The following is a 15,408-nucleotide window of genomic DNA, read 5'->3' as shown; positions in this document are numbered from 1 at the left end:
GGTGAATCCATGACAACATCGACTGTTAAAACCAACCTGCTGGGTCTGACTCAGCCGGAAATGGAGAAATTCTTCGACTCAATCGGGGAGAAGCGTTTCCGTGCCGGTCAGGTAATGAAGTGGATTCACCACTTTGGCGTCGACGATTTCGACGCCATGACGAACGTCAGCAAGGCCTTGCGCGACAAGCTCAAGACCATTGCTGAGGTGCGTGGTCCTGAAGTAGTCAGCGAAGACATCTCCACCGATGGCACCCGTAAGTGGGTGGTGCGCGTGGCGTCCGGCAGCTGCGTCGAGACCGTGTACATTCCCCAGGGCAAGCGCGGCACCTTATGCGTTTCGTCCCAGGCAGGCTGTGCCCTGGATTGCAGTTTCTGCTCCACCGGCAAGCAAGGCTTCAATAGCAACCTCACCGCCGCCGAAGTCATCGGCCAGGTGTGGATTGCCAACAAATCCTTTGGCAGCGTCCCGGCGACCGTCGACCGTGCCATCACCAACGTGGTGATGATGGGCATGGGTGAGCCGCTGCTGAACTTCGACAACGTGATTGCGGCCATGCACCTGATGATGGACGACCTGGGCTACGGCATTTCCAAGCGCCGTGTGACCCTGTCGACCTCCGGCGTGGTACCGATGATCGATGAGCTGGCCAAGCACATCGACGTTTCCCTGGCGTTGTCGCTGCACGCACCGAATGACGCATTGCGTAACCAATTGGTGCCGATCAACAAGAAGTATCCGCTTAAGATGCTGCTCGAATCTTGCCAGCGCTACATGGCGACTTTGGGCGAGAAGCGTGTGCTGACCATTGAGTACACCATGCTCAAGGACATCAACGACAAGGTCGAGCACGCGGTCGAGATGATCGAGCTGCTCAAGAACACCCCGTGCAAGATCAACCTGATTCCGTTCAACCCGTTTCCCCATTCTGGCTACGAGCGGCCGAGCAACAACGCCATCCGCCGTTTCCAGGATCAACTGCACCAGGCCGGCTACAACGTCACTGTCCGCACGACCCGCGGTGAAGACATCGACGCCGCCTGTGGCCAATTGGTAGGGCAGGTGCTGGATCGCACCCGTCGCAGTGAGCGTTACATCGCCGTGCGTGAGTTGAGCGCCGCCGACGATGCACCGCAAAGCGCTGCAAATCGAAACTGAGAGAGGACCTCTATGCCCTTGCGCCTTGCGCTGCTGTTGCTTGTTACCGGTCTCGCGACCGGTTGTGTTTCATCGGGCCATGACAGCCCTTTGCAAACCGGCAAGGGCCGTGACGCGGCGCGAGCGGCCTATGTGCAACTGGGCTTGGGCTATCTGCAACAAGGCATGAACGAGCAGGCCAAGGTGCCCTTGAAAAAGGCCCTCGAGCTGGATGCCGACGATGCTGATGCCAATGCCGCGCTGGCGCTGGTGTTCAAGGCGCAGGCCGAGCCCGAGTTGGCCGATCAGTATTTCACCAAGGCGCTGGCTTCCCGTCCTGGCGACGCCCGGTTGCTGAACAACTACGGCAGCTTCCTGTTCGAGCAGAAGCGTTATGAGCAGGCTGCCGTTTATTTCCGGCAGGCCAGTACCGATACCCTTTATCCTGAGCGTTCGCGCGTCTTCGAGAACCTTGGGGTGACGTCGGTACACCTCGGCCAGCGCGAGCTGGCGCGTCAGCAACTGGAAAAAGCCCTGCTCCTGAACGCTCGCCAGCCACGTGCCTTGCTTGAAATGGCTGAGTTGTCTTACGAAGACAGGCATTATGTGCCGGCACGCGACTATTACGAGCGTTTCAGCCGGCTCAGCGGGCACAATGCACGTAGTCTGTTGCTCGGTGTGCGCCTGGCGACGGTTCATGAAGAACGCGACACGGCCGCACGTTTTGGCCAGCAACTCGAACGACTCTATCCCGGTACGCCGGAATATCAGCAATACCTGTCGGAGCAATGATGAAAGCCGCGCACCCGGAAGTTGTAGCAGCTAATCGCGTCAACCCAGGCGAGACCTTGCGTCAGGCCCGCGAAAGCAATGGTTGGTCGCTGGCGGAAGTGGCCCTCAAGCTCAATTTGACCAGTACCTCCCTGGCCAATCTGGAGGCTGGCGCGTTCGACAAGCTGCCTGGGCACACGTTTGCCCGCGGCTATATCCGCGCCTATGCCAAATTGCTGGGCATCGACCAGACCGCGCTGGTCCAGGCGTTCGACCAGTACACCGGCACCGACTCCCAGGGCAGTAACGTCCATGGCCTCGGGCGTATCGAAGAGCCCACTCGGGTTTCCCACACGATTTTGCGCATCGTCAGCCTGTTGCTGTTGATTGCGGTGATCGGCGGTGGCTTCGTCTGGTGGCAAGACCAGGCCTCCCAGCGCAATAAAGACCTGACCAGCAACGCGCTGGAACACGTCGAAGTCGAAAGCGCCGATGGCACCACCCAGATTCATCCGCTGGATGAGCCGGAAGACCAGGCGGTTGCCGAATCACAAGCCGCGCCAGAAGCGCCTGCCCCCGTCGAACAGCCGGCTCCAGACGCCGCCAGCGCACCTGCTGCGACTGCGACCGTACCCGCTCCGGCTCCAGCAGCGCCTGTCGCCCAAGCCCCTGCACCAGCCGCTCCGGCACAGGCGCCTGCACCGGCTGCGCCCGCCATTTCGCCGCCCACCACGCCTGCGTTGATCGCCGGTGACGGGCGCGTACAGATCACCTTCGTTGCCGACTGCTGGACGCAACTCACCGATGGCAACGGCAAAGTGCTGTTCAGCGGCCTCAAGCGTAAGGGAGATACGCTTGACCAGGGCGGCAAGCCTCCTCTGACGCTGCGTCTGGGCTTCGCCCGTGGCGCGCAAGTGGCCTACAACGGCCAGCCTGTGGACGTGGCGCCGTTCACCAGTGGCGAGACAGCTCGCCTCAAGTTGGGACAATAGTCATGCACGGCGAATCTCCAATCAAACGTCGCGTATCGCGCAAGATCTGGGTCGGCTCGGTGCCGGTGGGCGGCGATGCCCCCATCGCGGTGCAGAGCATGACCAACAGCGACACCAATGACGTGGCCGCCACCGTCGCCCAGATCAATCGTCTGGAAGCGGCCGGCGTGGACATCGTGCGGGTTTCCGTACCGGACATGGACGCTGCTGAAGCGTTCGGCCGTATCAAGCAATTGGTCAAGGTGCCACTGGTTGCCGACATTCACTTCGATTACAGGATCGCATTGCGCGTAGCCGAATTGGGTGTGGACTGCCTGCGCATCAACCCGGGCAACATCGGTCGTGAAGACCGTGTGCGCGCTGTGGTCGATGCGGCCCGTGATCGCGGCATCCCCATCCGCATCGGCGTTAACGCCGGGTCGCTGGAAAAAGACCTGCAAAAGAAATACGGCGAGCCGACTCCGGCGGCGCTGGTCGAGTCGGCCCTGCGCCATGTTGAACACCTCGAACGCCTGAATTTCCAGGACTTCAAGGTCAGCGTAAAGGCTTCCGACGTGTTCATGGCCGTAGAAGCCTACCGCCTGCTGGCCAAGGAAATCGTACAGCCGCTGCACCTGGGCATTACTGAAGCGGGCGGTTTACGCTCAGGCACAGTGAAATCTGCGGTGGGTCTCGGTATGCTGCTCGCCGAAGGGATTGGCGATACTATCCGCATCTCCCTGGCGGCAGACCCCGTAGAGGAAGTGAAGGTCGGTTACGACATTCTCAAATCCCTGCGTTTGCGTTCCCGTGGCATCAACTTCATTGCCTGTCCGAGCTGCTCGCGACAGAACTTCGACGTGGTGAAAACCATGAACGACCTGGAGTTGCGTCTCGAAGACCTGCTGGTGCCGCTGGATGTGGCGGTGATCGGTTGCGTAGTCAACGGACCGGGCGAGGCCAAAGAGGCTCATGTGGGCTTGACCGGCGGTACACCGAACCTGATTTATATCGACGGCAAGCCGTCGCAGAAATTGACGAATGACAATCTGGTGGATGAGCTGGAAAAGCTGATCCGCCAGAAAGCGGCCGAAAAGGTCGCCGCTGATGCAGCGCTGATCGCTCGCGGCTGATTGAACGAATTTAAGGATTTGATGTGAGCAAGTCTCTGCAAGCCATTCGTGGCATGAACGACATCCTGCCGGAGCAGACGCCACTGTGGCGCTATTTCGAGAGCACGGTCGCGCGCCTGCTGGATAACTACGGTTACAAGCAGATTCGTATGCCGATCGTTGAATTCACCGAGCTGTTCAAGCGCTCCATCGGTGAAGTGACCGACATCGTCGAAAAAGAGATGTACACCTTTGAAGACCGTAACGGCGACTCCCTGACCCTGCGTCCGGAAGGCACCGCCGCGTGCGTTCGCGCTGTGCTGGAGCATGGCATCACCGGTGGCGGCCAGACCCAGAAACTGTGGTACATCGGCCCGATGTTCCGCCACGAACGTCCGCAGAAAGGCCGTTATCGCCAGTTCCACCAGATCGGTTGCGAAGTCTTCAACCTGGACGGTCCGGACATTGACGCCGAACTGATCGTTCTGACCTGGCGCCTGTGGGGCCAGTTGGGCATCCGCGACGCGGTCAAGCTCGAACTCAACAGCCTGGGCACCAGTGAGTCCCGTGGCCGCTACCGGGTCGCCCTGGTGGAGTACCTGTCTGCCCACCTGGATAAATTGGACGAAGACAGCCAGCGCCGCCTGAAGACCAACCCGTTGCGCGTGCTGGATACCAAGAACGCCGACACCCAGGCCGTGCTGCTCGATGCGCCGAAAATGGCCGATTACCTGGACGAAGAATCCCGCACGCACTTCGAGGGCCTCAAGGCTCGCCTGGATGCGGCGGGTATCCCGTATGTGATCAACCCGAAGCTGGTGCGCGGCCTCGATTACTACAGCAAGACCGTGTTCGAATGGGTCACCGACAAACTCGGCGCCCAAGGCACCGTGTGTGCCGGTGGTCGTTACGACGGCCTGGTCGAGCAGATGGGCGGCAAGCCGACCGCGGGCGTGGGTTTCGCCATGGGCATCGAGCGGCTGATCCTGCTGCTGGAGACCCTGGAGCAAGTGCCCGAAGAGATTTCCCGTCAGGTGGACGTGTATCTTTGTGCTTTTGGCGAGGCCGCCGAACTGGCTGCGTTGGCCCTGAGCGAAAAAGTGCGTGACCAGCTGCCGAACCTGCGTCTGCAGATCAATGCCGGTGCGGGCAGCTTCAAGAGCCAGTTCAAGAAGGCCGACAAGAGCGGCGCGTTGTATGCGCTGATCCTCGGCGATGACGAATTGGCCCAGCAAGTGATAGGTTTCAAACCCCTGCGTGGTCAGGGCGAACAACAGAACATTGCCTTTGATGCGCTCGCTGCGCACCTGGCCACCTGCGTCGTGCAGGGTTGAAGCTGTCGAACAGCCGAATTTAGCGATTAAGGAGTATTGGGGTGTCGAGTACTGATGATGAGCAACTGGCCGAGTTCAAGGACTGGTGGCAGCGTAACGGCAAGCCCCTGGTTACTGGCGGTCTGCTGGCTTTAGTGGTGGTGTTCGGCTGGCAGGCCTGGACCAAGTATCAGGCCAACCAGTCCCAGGGCGCCTCGATCGTTTATCAGCAGTTGCTGGAAACTACCCTGACGCCGGACGGCAAGCCCGACCCTGCCCAAGTGGCAGACCTGGCCGGCAAGCTGAAGAACGAATTTGGCGGTACTGCCTACGCGCAGTACGGCAGCCTGTTCGTCGCGAAAGTCGCGGTCGACACCGGCAAGCTCGATGATGCAGCCACTGAGCTCAAGGCCATCGCCGACAAACCGACCAACCCGACCCTGGGTGAAATCGCACGTCAGCGCCTGGCACAGGTGTTGGCGGCACAGAACAAGGCTGACGAAGCACTCAAACTGCTCGACGGCGATGCTGACAAGGCATTTGTAGCCACTCGCGAAGAGCTCAAGGGTGACCTGTTGGTCCAATTGGGTCGTACCGACGAAGCCAATGCTGCGTACCAAAAAGCCAAGGCGGCGCTGTCTGATGAAGCGGCGGTCGGTGGCTTACAAATCAAGCTGGACGACTTGGCCAAAGGGGATGCGTGACGTGATCCGTTGGAAACATGCAGCATTGCTGGCTCTGGCCGTTCTGGCCGCGGGTTGCAGCAGCAACAGTAAAAAAGAACTGCCGCCTGCGGAGCTGACCAGCTTCAAGGAAGAAGTGGTCCTGCAAAAGCAGTGGAGCCGCTCTATCGGTGACGGTCAGGGTGAAACCTACAATATGCTGGTACCGGCAATCGACGGTGACAACATTGTGGCCGCTGACGTCACTGGCATCGTGACCTCCATGGACCGCATGACCGGTGACGTGAAGTGGAAGAAAGACCTTGAGTTGCCCGTTTCCGGCGCCGTAGGCGTGGGTTACGGCATGGTCATGCTCGGCACGCTCAAGGGTGAGGTCGTGGCCCTGGATTCCAGCACCGGTGAAGAGAAATGGCGCGCTCGCGTGACCAGTGAAGTCCTCGCACCGCCTGCCACCAACGGCGATGTCGTCGTGGTGCAAACCCAGGATGACCGCGTGATCGGTCTGGACGCGGCCACCGGCAACCAGCGCTGGTTGTACGACAGCACCCCGGCGGTGTTGACCTTGCGCGGTACCAGCGGTCCGATTGTGACCAACAATCTGGCCGTTGCGGGCCTGTCGACCGGTAAAGTGGTCGCCCTGAATACCCAGAACGGCGTGCCGGCCTGGGAAACCCGCGTAGCTATCCCGCAAGGTCGTTCCGAGCTGGATCGCGTGGTGGACATCGACGGCGGCTTGTTGCTGTCCGGCGAGACCCTCTACGTCGCCACTTATCAGGGCCGTGTCGCGGCACTGGACCTGCAGAGCGGCCGTGTCAACTGGCAGCGTGATGCTTCCAGCTACGCCGGTGTCGCCCAAGGGTTTGGCAGCGTCTATGTGAGCCTGGCGTCCGGCACCGTTGAAAGTGTCGACGAGCGTTCCACCACGGCACTGTGGAGTAACGACTCCCTGGCTCGCCGTCAACTGTCGGCCCCGGAAGTCTTTTCCAGCTACGTAGCGGTCGGTGACTTCGAAGGCTACCTGCACCTGCTGAGCCAGGTGGACGGTCGCTTCGTAGGTCGCGAGCGTATCGACAGCGACGGCTTGCGTGCGCGTCCGCTGGTGGTGGGTAACATGCTTTATGTGTATGGCAACAGCGGCAAGCTGGAAGCCCTGACCATCAAGTAAGAACTATGCTTGGGGGCTTAGCCCTCTGGCAGCTTCACCTGTAGGAGCGAGCGTCATGTGGCGAGGGAGCTTGCTCCCGCTGGAGTGCGAAGCGCTCCCAAACCGGTCAAACAGGTGCATCTGATGCATCTCGGTCGAATGGTTTTGGGGCTGCTACGCAGCCCAGCGGGAGCTAGCTCCCTCGCCACGACAAGCTCGCTCCTACAGTCGAGCACCAGCCGCTGCCCTGCAGCGGCTTTTGTATTTTCTGAAATAACGAAGTGGAGAGCCGCATGGTTCCCGTAATTGCCCTGGTGGGCCGACCTAACGTCGGCAAGTCCACCTTGTTCAACCGCCTGACCAGGACTCGCGACGCCATCGTCGGCGACTTGTCCGGTCTTACCCGTGATCGCCAATACGGTGAGGCAAAGTGGCAAGGGCGCTCCTACATTATTGTCGACACCGGTGGTATCTCCGGTGACGAACATGGCATGGACGAAAAAATGGCCGAGCAGTCGCTGCTGGCCATTGAAGAAGCCGATGTCGTGTTGTTCCTGGTGGACGCCCGTGCGGGCTACACCGCTGCCGACCAGATGATTGGCGAGCACCTGCGCAAGCGCAACAAGCGTTCCTACCTGGTCGCGAACAAGATCGATAACATCGATCCTGAGGCGGCCCGTGCCGAATTCAGCCCGATGGGCCTGGGCGATGCGATCCCCGTTGCCGGTGCCCACGGTCGCGGCATCACGCAGATGCTGGAAATTGCCCTCAGCACCTTTCCCAAGGATGACGATGAGGAAGAAGAGGGTGAGGAGGAGATCGTCGCCGAAGGCGAGGAAGCCAAGCGAATTCCTGGCCCGAGCGAAAAAGACGGTATCAAGATCGCCATCATCGGCCGCCCTAACGTCGGCAAGTCGACCCTGGTCAACCGTATGCTCGGTGAAGACCGGGTCATCGTCTATGACGAACCCGGCACCACCCGCGACAGCATCTACATCCCGTTCGAGCGTAACGACGAGAAGTACACGCTGATCGACACCGCCGGTGTGCGCAAACGCGGCAAGATCCACGAGGAAGTTGAAAAATTCTCCGTGGTCAAAACCCTGCAAGCGATCAAAGACGCCAACGTGGTGATCTTCGTGATGGACGCCCGCGAAGGCGTGGTGGACCACGACCTGAACCTGCTGGGCTTCGCCCTGGAAGCCGGTCGTGCGCTGGTGATCGCGATCAACAAGTGGGACGGCATGACGCCGAGCGAGCGCGATTTCGTCAAGATCGAGCTGCAGCGTCGCCTGTTCTTCGTTGAGTTCGCCGATATCCACTTCATCTCGGCACTGCACGGCACTGGCGTGGGCAACCTCTACGCGTCCGTACAGAACTCATTCAAGTCCGCGGTCACCCGCTGGCCGACCAACCGCCTTACCCAGATCCTGGAAGACGCGGTGGGCGAGCACGCGCCGCCGATGGTCAACAACCGCCGCATCAAACTGCGTTACGCCCACTTGGGTGGTGCCAACCCGCCGATTATCGTGATCCACGGTAACCAGATCGAGAAAGTGCCCAAGTCCTATGTGCGTTACCTGGAAAACACCTACCGCCGTGTCTTGAAACTGGTCGGCACGCCGATCCGTATCGAGTTCAAGGGCGGCGAGAACCCATACGAAGGCAACAAGAACAGCCTTACCGACCGCCAGGTCAACAAGAAGCGTCGGATGATGACGCATCACAAGAAAGCCGATAAAAAGCGCCGCGACAAGCGCTGATATCGACGTGTCAAAAAAGGGCTCATTGCGAGCCCTTTTTTGTGCGTGACGGTTTGTGCCTTGACCCGATGCGGCAGGCAGCTTAAAACTTGGGGCTCACCTGCAGGGGCCTTTCATGATCACCAGCAAGCTGCCGAATGTCGGCACGACCATTTTCACCAGCATGTCGCAGTTGGCGGCCGAAACCGGCGCAATCAACCTGTCCCAGGGTTTTCCCGACTTCAATGGCCCTCAAGACTTGCTCGACGCCGTGGGTCGGCACGTCGCCAACGGCCATAACCAGTACGCACCGATGAGCGGCTTGCCCGTGCTGCGCCAGCAGGTGGCGGCGAAGATTGCCCGCAGCTACGGTGTCAGCGTCGATGCCGACCGTGAAATAACCATTACGCCGGGCGCGACCCAGGGCATTTTCTGCGCTATCCAGGCGGTTATTCGCAACGGTGACGAAGTGATCATCTTCGACCCTTGCTACGACAGCTACGCGCCCTCGGTAGAGCTGGCCGGCGGGCGCTGCGTGCATGTGCAGCTGGGCCTGCAGGATTTCAGCCTGGACTTGGAGCGCATCAAGGCCGCGCTGTCGCCGCGCACGCGCATGATTGTGCTCAATACCCCGCACAATCCCAGCGGCGCCCTGGTCAGCCGCGAGGAACTGGACCAACTGGCCGAGCTGATTCGCGGCCGCGATATCTATCTGCTCAGCGATGAAGTGTATGAACACCTGGTGTTCGACGACGTGCCCCACGTCAGCGTGCTCTCCCACGAGGAGCTGTACCCGCGTGCGTTCGTGGTCAGCTCGTTCGGCAAGACCTATCACGTCACGGGCTGGAAAACCGGCTATGTGGTTGCACCGCCGGCCCTCACCGCCGAGCTGCGCAAGGTGCATCAATACGTCAGTTTCTGTGGCGTGACGCCGTTGCAGTACGCTCTGGCCGACTTTATGGCCGAGCACCCGGAGCACGTGGCTGCGCTGCCGGCGTTCTACCAAGCCAAGCGCGACCTGTTCTGCCGGTTGCTGGCGCCGTCGCGGTTCAGCTTCAGCCCATCGGCGGGGACTTACTTTCAACTGGTGGATTATTCCAGGATTCGCCCGGACCTGGATGATGTCGCCATGGCCGAATGGATGACGCGCGAACACGGCGTGGCGTCGATCCCCATCTCTGTGTTCTACCGCAACCCACCCCAAGGCCAGCGCCTGGTGCGCCTGTGCTTTGCCAAACGCGAGGAAACGCTGCAACAGGCGGCGGAAAAACTATGCGTGATTTGAGCACCTTGCCAGACCTGAACATTGCCCTGATCCAGACCACCCTGGCGTGGCACGACCGCCAGGCCAATCTTGAGCATTTCGAGCTGTTGCTGGAGCAGGCCAGCGGCGTCGACCTGATGGTATTGCCGGAAATGTTCACCACCGGTTTCTCCATGGAATCGGCTTCCCTGGCCGAACCGGAAAACGGCCCGACGCACCGGTGGCTCCAGGCCCAGGCCGCGAAATACAACGCCGTGATCACGGGCAGTGTGATCATCCAGGCGGCGGACGGCAGCCACCGTAACCGCCTGCTCTGGGCGCGGCCTGACGGTGAGGTGCTGCATTACGACAAGCGCCACCTGTTCCGCATGGCCGGCGAGCACAATCACTACACCCCCGGCGAACGTCAGGCGCAGTTCGAATTGAACGGTTGGCGTATTCGGCCGTTGATTTGCTACGACCTGCGCTTCCCGGTGTGGAGTCGCGATGCCCAGGACACCGACTTGTTGCTTTACACCGCCAATTGGCCGGGGGCGCGGCGTCAGCATTGGAATCGACTATTGCCGGCGCGGGCCATCGAAAACCTGTGCTACGTCGCCGCAGTGAACCGCGTGGGCACGGATGGGAGGGGCTTTGCCTACACCGGCGATAGCCAGGTGCTGGACTTCCAGGGCGAGACGTTGCTGAGCGCGGGGGAAGCGGATGGGGTGTTTCAGGTGAAGCTGGATGCGGCTGAACTGGCGGCGTATCGCACGCGATTTCCGGCGAACCTGGATGCCGATAGCTTTCAATTTGTCTGACGGACCGCCATCGGGGGCTAGATCGTCCCCACGCTCTGCGTGGGAACGCCTCCTGTGACGCTCCGCGTCACGACTTTAAGGGCAGACGCAGAGCGTCCAGGGCTGCATTCCCACGCGGAGCGTGGGAATGATCAGGGCTGGTGCTTACGCCGCTTTCGCTTCCTGCTGGCTCAACGAGCGGTTCAGCGCGCTGAACAGCGCCTTGAAGCTCGCGGTGGTGATGTTTTCATCAATCCCCACGCCATGCACCGGACGCTCGCCATTTACGCGCAGTTCGATGTACGCCGCCGCTTTGGCGTTGGTACCCGCACCAATCGCGTGCTCGTTGTAGTCCATGATCTCCACACCAATCGGCAAGCCCGCCACCAGCGCTTCCAACGCGCCGTTGCCTTTGCCTTTCCAGTGCAGGTTGGTCTCGCCTTGGCCCTTGCCGGAGACTTCCACTTCGACGTAGCTGTTGCCGTTTTCTTCCTGCAGGCGATGGCTGACCAGCGCGTACGGGGTGTTGGCCTGCAAGTATTCGCGTTGCAGCAAGGCGTAGATCTGCGGTGCGGTCATTTCAAGGCCGACGCGGTCGGTTTCAGCCTGTACCACCTGGCTGAATTCAATCTGCATGCGGCGTGGCAGGCTGATGTCGTATTCCTGCTCCAGCAGGTAGGCGATACCGCCCTTGCCCGACTGGCTGTTCACACGGATTACCGCTTCGTAGCTGCGGCCGATGTCTGCCGGGTCGATCGGCAAGTACGGCACCTCCCACAACGCGTCGTCTTTCTGCTGAGCGAAGCCCTTGCGGATTGCATCCTGATGGGAGCCGGAGAACGCGGTGTGCACCAGGTCGCCGACATACGGGTGACGTGGGTGCACCTGGATCTGGTTGCACTCCTCGACGACTTTGCGCACGCCGTCGATATCGGAGAAATCCAGCTGCGGGTCGAGGCCCTGGGTGTACATGTTCAGCGCCACGGTAACCAGGTCGACGTTGCCAGTGCGCTCGCCGTTGCCGAACAGGCAGCCTTCGACACGATCGGCCCCGGCCATCAGGCCCAGCTCGGTGGCGGCGACGCCCGTGCCACGGTCGTTGTGGGTGTGCAGGCTGATGATCACGCTGTCACGGCGGTTGATATGGCGACCGAACCACTCGATCTGGTCGGCATAGATATTCGGCGTGGCGCATTCCACGGTGGCCGGCAGGTTGAGGATCATCTTGTGCTCGGGCGTCGGGTTCCACACCTCGATCACCGCGTCACAGACTTCCTTGGCGAACTCCAGCTCAGTGGCGCTGAAGGTCTCCGGGGAGTATTCGAAGGTCCACTGGGTTTGCGGCTGTTGCGCGGCGTACTTGACGAACAGCTTGGCGGCGTTGACTGCAATGGCCTTGACGCCGTCCTTGTCCTGGTTGAACACGATGCGGCGGAACGACGGCGAAGTGGCGTTGTACAAGTGCACGATGGCTTTCTTGGCCCCGCGCAGGGATTCGAAGGTCCGTGCGATCAAGTCTTCACGGCCCTGGGTCAGCACCTGGATGGTGGTGTCCTCGGGGATGTGGTTGTCTTCGATCAGGGTGCGTACGAAATCGAAATCGGTTTGCGACGCGGCCGGGAAGGACGCTTCGATTTCCTTCACGCCGACGGCCACGAGGGTCTTCCAGAAGCGCAGCTTTTTCGCGGCGTCCATCGGTTCGATCAGCGACTGGTTGCCATCACGCAAGTCCGAGCTGCACCAGATCGGCGCAGTGGTGATGGTTTTGGACGGCCAGGTGCGGTCCGGGATATCGATGATCGGAAACGCACGGTATTTCGAAGACGGGTCTTTGAGCATGCTCATCGGGAAATCCTTTGTTGTAGGGGCCGAGAAAAGGCGGCCTGCCGTAGAACTGTTATTGGGGATAAAGCTTAAAGACGAGGCAGATCGATTCAGCCTGGCAGTCGTGCGCTGACCAGGCACAGGCTGCGGTGCTGACGAAGCTGAATGAGGGTGTGAGAGGTTTTCATAAGCCCAACCCTAACCGTCGGGGTGAAAGATGGCAAGCAGTCGCGAAAAATTGAGATAAGTTCTCCTATTCGCGTAGGAATAGAGATTTTATGGCTAAAAATCAGGCGGCGGCTGACTTTAATTGCGCAGCCTTTATTGGGCGCGCAATTGGCCCATTCAGGGCTGGAAAGCGCCGATGAAGATCGCCGGGTCGACTCGTGCGTCGTTAAGGCTGACGTTCCAATGCATATGCGGCCCGGTTGCTCGACCGGTCGAGCCGACCTTGCCCACCACCGCGCCGCGCGTCAGTTGGTCGCCGACCTTCACATCGATCTTCGACATGTGGCAGAACATACTGATAAAGCCCTGCCCATGGTCGACGAACACGGTGTTGCCGTTGAAGAAGTAGTTGCCGGTCAGGATCACCTTGCCAGCCGCCGGGGTCTTGATCGGCGTACCTGCGCCAACGGCAAAATCCAGACCCGAATGCGGATTGCGCTCCTCGCCATTAAAGAACCGTCTTACCCCGAACTTGCTCGACAGCGGCCCGTTGACCGGCTTGTCCAGCAGCAGGTTGCTCGGCGTATTCGGGCTGAAGCTGCGGTAGGCCTTGAGCTGCACGGCCAGCTCGGCCTCGATGCGTTTGAGTTGCGCCGGTTCCGGATTGACCTGGCTTTTGTTCTTCAAGGTGATGCGTTGCTCGGGGTATTTCTTGAATCCCACCACGAACGGCAGTTGCTGCCCGCCGTGGACGATGCGTTCGGTACCCGGCTTGACCGTCAGTGGGATCCCTACAATCGCCAGCCAGTTGTTTTGCTCCTTTACCACCAGCACCGGTCTGTTCAGGTAGGTGGCCTTGGGCGCCGTTGCCGCAGGCCCCAGGTCCACCACCGCTACGCCACCGGGCACCGGCTTGTTCAGCAGGCGCGTGATGTAGCTGTCGGCGTGGGCATTGAAGGTCAGGCAAAGGAGCATCAACAAGCTGAGAAAGCGTGGCATCGGTCAATCCAGTAACGAAAGGGTGACGGGCGTCAGGTGGTTGTCTTCCACCCGCACTTGCAGTTGGCCCTCACCGAGACGCGCGGTCAGGCGCTGGCCGGTGTGGGTTTGCGCGGCGTTGCGGATCGCCTGGCCGCGCTCATCGAGCAGGATGCTGTAGCCACGGCCGAGGGTCGCCAGCGGGCTGACCACCTGCAGTGTCTGCACCTGGCTCTGCAGCTGCAGGCGTCGCGCCTTGAGGCCCTCGCGCATGGCCCGGGGCAGGCGTTCGGCGAGGCTGTCCAGGCGCTGGCGCAGCAGGGCCAACTGGCGGCCTGGGTGCTGGCCGGCGAGGCGGGTTTCCAGGCGGATCAAGCGTTCGCGACGGGTATTGAGGCCGCGCTCGAAGGCGCGGCGCAGGCGCATGTCCAAGTCGTCCAGGCGCTGGGCCTGCTGGCGCAGACGTTCACCCGGGTGACGCAGGCGGCGGGCCATGCCTTCCAGCCGCAGGCGGCTGTGGCTCAGGCGGTTGCGCATCAACATCACCAGGCGGCGATGCAGGTTCTCCACTTGGCGCACCAGGTGGCTGGCGTCCGGTGCCAGCAGTTCAGCGGCGGCGGACGGGGTAGGCGCGCGCACGTCTGCCACGAAATCGCTGATCGACACATCGGTTTCATGCCCGACGGCACTCACGATGGGCGTGACGCAGGCGTCTATCGCACGGGCCACGGCTTCTTCGTTGAAGCACCAGAGGTCTTCCAGCGAGCCGCCGCCACGGGCCAGGATCAGCGCGTCGAAGCCGCGGGCGTCGGCGAGTTTCAGCGCACGCACAATCTGCGCGATCGCCTCGCGGCCTTGTACGGCGGTCGGAATCAATGTCAGTTCAATGTTTGGCGCGCGTCGGCGGAATACGCTGATGATGTCGCGAATCACCGCGCCGGTCGGCGAACTGATAATGCCGATGCGCCGAGGGTGCGCCGGCAATGGCACCTTGCGCTCGGCACTGAACAGGCCTTCTGCGCTGAGCTTTTCCTTCAGGGCATCGAAGGCCAGGCGCAGCGCGCCGTCGCCCGCCGGCTCCACGGTGTCGAGGATCAACTGGTAGTCGCCACGCCCCTCGAACAACGAGACCTTGCCGCGCACCTTCACCGCCAGGCCATCCTTCAGCGCCTGACGCACCCGCGCCGCGTTGTTTCGAAACAACGCGCAACGTACCTGGGCGCCGCTGTCCTTGAGGGTGAAATACACATGGCCGGAGGCCGGGCGGGCGAGGTTGGAGATTTCGCCTTCAACCCAGATATTGGTGAACACGTCTTCCAGCAACACCCGCGCGCGGCCGTTGAGCTGGCTGACAGTCAGGACTTCGCGGTCCAGGCCCAGTCGGGCAAAAGGATCTTTAATCATGGGCCGCAGTTTATAGGCATTCGCGCAAGGTTTGGCAGAATTGCTCCACCAGCGCGCCCCTTCGTGCTGGCGCAATGCTCACGGATGACTAAAGTGTCGGCATTCTCTTTCAAGGAAT

General features: G+C 61.0%; 13 protein-coding genes. 10 read left to right on the top strand and 3 right to left on the bottom strand.

The features are described 5' to 3' along the window. Window positions 1–9 precede the first annotated feature (9 nt). The 10 genes from rlmN (at window position 10) to C4J87_RS20780 (ending at window position 10,937) form a co-directional block, all read left to right on the top strand. Window positions 10–1,158: a 23S rRNA (adenine(2503)-C(2))-methyltransferase RlmN gene (gene rlmN / locus C4J87_RS20825; RefSeq protein ID WP_124368259.1), complete on the top strand. Its 1,149-nt coding sequence runs from the start codon at window positions 10–12 to the stop codon at window positions 1,156–1,158. Window positions 1,159–1,170: 12 nt separating this feature from the next. Further along, on the top strand, window positions 1,171–1,929 hold the full coding sequence (gene pilW, locus C4J87_RS20820; RefSeq protein WP_124368258.1) for a type IV pilus biogenesis/stability protein PilW: 759 nt from the start codon (window positions 1,171–1,173) through the stop codon (window positions 1,927–1,929). Next, window positions 1,929–2,900, top strand: coding sequence for a RodZ family helix-turn-helix domain-containing protein (locus C4J87_RS20815; RefSeq protein ID WP_124368257.1), 972 nt, complete (start codon window positions 1,929–1,931; stop codon window positions 2,898–2,900). Before pilW ends, C4J87_RS20815 begins: the two co-directional genes overlap by 1 nt. Before the next feature lie 2 nt (window positions 2,901–2,902). Further along, the gene (gene ispG / locus C4J87_RS20810) at window positions 2,903–4,012 is read left to right on the top strand and encodes a flavodoxin-dependent (E)-4-hydroxy-3-methylbut-2-enyl-diphosphate synthase (RefSeq protein WP_124368256.1); all 1,110 of its coding nucleotides are present in this window, start codon (window positions 2,903–2,905) and stop codon (window positions 4,010–4,012) included. Between the two features lie 23 nt (window positions 4,013–4,035). Next, a complete protein-coding gene (hisS, locus tag C4J87_RS20805) occupies window positions 4,036–5,325 on the top strand; it encodes a histidine--tRNA ligase (RefSeq protein WP_124368255.1) in 1,290 nt (429 codons plus the stop codon). 41 nt (window positions 5,326–5,366) lie between these two features. Next, a complete protein-coding gene (locus C4J87_RS20800; protein ID WP_124364292.1) occupies window positions 5,367–6,008 on the top strand; it encodes a YfgM family protein in 642 nt (213 codons plus the stop codon). Continuing rightward, the gene (gene bamB, locus C4J87_RS20795) at window positions 6,001–7,152 is read left to right on the top strand and encodes an outer membrane protein assembly factor BamB (RefSeq protein WP_124368254.1); all 1,152 of its coding nucleotides are present in this window, start codon (window positions 6,001–6,003) and stop codon (window positions 7,150–7,152) included. The genes C4J87_RS20800 and bamB overlap by 8 nt, the downstream gene beginning before the upstream one ends. Window positions 7,153–7,424: 272 nt before the next feature. Further along, window positions 7,425–8,894 (top strand): ribosome biogenesis GTPase Der, encoded by a 1,470-nt coding sequence (gene der / locus C4J87_RS20790; protein ID WP_076949869.1) that lies wholly within the window; start codon window positions 7,425–7,427, stop codon window positions 8,892–8,894. A gap of 115 nt (window positions 8,895–9,009) precedes the next feature. Then, the gene (locus tag C4J87_RS20785; protein ID WP_124368253.1) at window positions 9,010–10,158 is read left to right on the top strand and encodes a pyridoxal phosphate-dependent aminotransferase; all 1,149 of its coding nucleotides are present in this window, start codon (window positions 9,010–9,012) and stop codon (window positions 10,156–10,158) included. Next, a complete protein-coding gene (locus C4J87_RS20780; protein ID WP_124368252.1) occupies window positions 10,146–10,937 on the top strand; it encodes an amidohydrolase in 792 nt (263 codons plus the stop codon). Before C4J87_RS20785 ends, C4J87_RS20780 begins: the two co-directional genes overlap by 13 nt. A 144-nt stretch (window positions 10,938–11,081) precedes the next feature. Here the strand turns inward: C4J87_RS20780 and leuA are convergent, their stop codons facing one another. The 3 genes from leuA to xseA form a co-directional block, all read right to left on the bottom strand. Then, on the bottom strand, window positions 11,082–12,761 hold the full coding sequence (gene leuA, locus C4J87_RS20775) for a 2-isopropylmalate synthase (RefSeq protein ID WP_124368251.1): 1,680 nt from the start codon (window positions 12,759–12,761) through the stop codon (window positions 11,082–11,084). 324 nt (window positions 12,762–13,085) lie between these two features. Next, window positions 13,086–13,907: a peptidoglycan DD-metalloendopeptidase family protein gene (locus C4J87_RS20765; RefSeq protein ID WP_124368250.1), complete on the bottom strand. Its 822-nt coding sequence runs from the start codon at window positions 13,905–13,907 to the stop codon at window positions 13,086–13,088. 3 nt (window positions 13,908–13,910) lie between these two features. Continuing rightward, window positions 13,911–15,290, bottom strand: coding sequence for an exodeoxyribonuclease VII large subunit (gene xseA / locus C4J87_RS20760; RefSeq protein WP_124368249.1), 1,380 nt, complete (start codon window positions 15,288–15,290; stop codon window positions 13,911–13,913). Window positions 15,291–15,408: the final 118 nt, after the last annotated feature.

The organism is Pseudomonas sp. R1-43-08 (assembly GCF_003852255.1).
In the GTDB taxonomy this organism is placed as follows: Bacteria; Pseudomonadota; Gammaproteobacteria; order Pseudomonadales; family Pseudomonadaceae; genus Aquipseudomonas.
Note: the sequence above shows the minus strand (reverse complement) of the source record. Positions and strands in the feature narration are given on the sequence as shown.

Bases quoted from the DNA above. Each gene is read 5' to 3' on its own strand.
- rlmN (WP_124368259.1), top strand. From the start codon at position 10: ATGACAACATCGACTGTTAAAACCAACCTGCTGGGTCTGACTCAGCCG.
- pilW (WP_124368258.1), top strand. From the start codon at position 1,171: ATGCCCTTGCGCCTTGCGCTGCTGTTGCTTGTTACCGGTCTCGCGACC.
- C4J87_RS20815 (WP_124368257.1), top strand. From the start codon at position 1,929: ATGAAAGCCGCGCACCCGGAAGTTGTAGCAGCTAATCGCGTCAACCCA.
- ispG (WP_124368256.1), top strand. From the start codon at position 2,903: ATGCACGGCGAATCTCCAATCAAACGTCGCGTATCGCGCAAGATCTGG.
- bamB (WP_124368254.1), top strand. From the start codon at position 6,001: ATGCGTGACGTGATCCGTTGGAAACATGCAGCATTGCTGGCTCTGGCC.
- der (WP_076949869.1), top strand. From the start codon at position 7,425: ATGGTTCCCGTAATTGCCCTGGTGGGCCGACCTAACGTCGGCAAGTCC.
- C4J87_RS20785 (WP_124368253.1), top strand. From the start codon at position 9,010: ATGATCACCAGCAAGCTGCCGAATGTCGGCACGACCATTTTCACCAGC.
- C4J87_RS20780 (WP_124368252.1), top strand. From the start codon at position 10,146: ATGCGTGATTTGAGCACCTTGCCAGACCTGAACATTGCCCTGATCCAG.
- leuA (WP_124368251.1), bottom strand. From the start codon at position 12,761: ATGAGCATGCTCAAAGACCCGTCTTCGAAATACCGTGCGTTTCCGATC.
- C4J87_RS20765 (WP_124368250.1), bottom strand. From the start codon at position 13,907: ATGCCACGCTTTCTCAGCTTGTTGATGCTCCTTTGCCTGACCTTCAAT.
- xseA (WP_124368249.1), bottom strand. From the start codon at position 15,290: ATGATTAAAGATCCTTTTGCCCGACTGGGCCTGGACCGCGAAGTCCTG.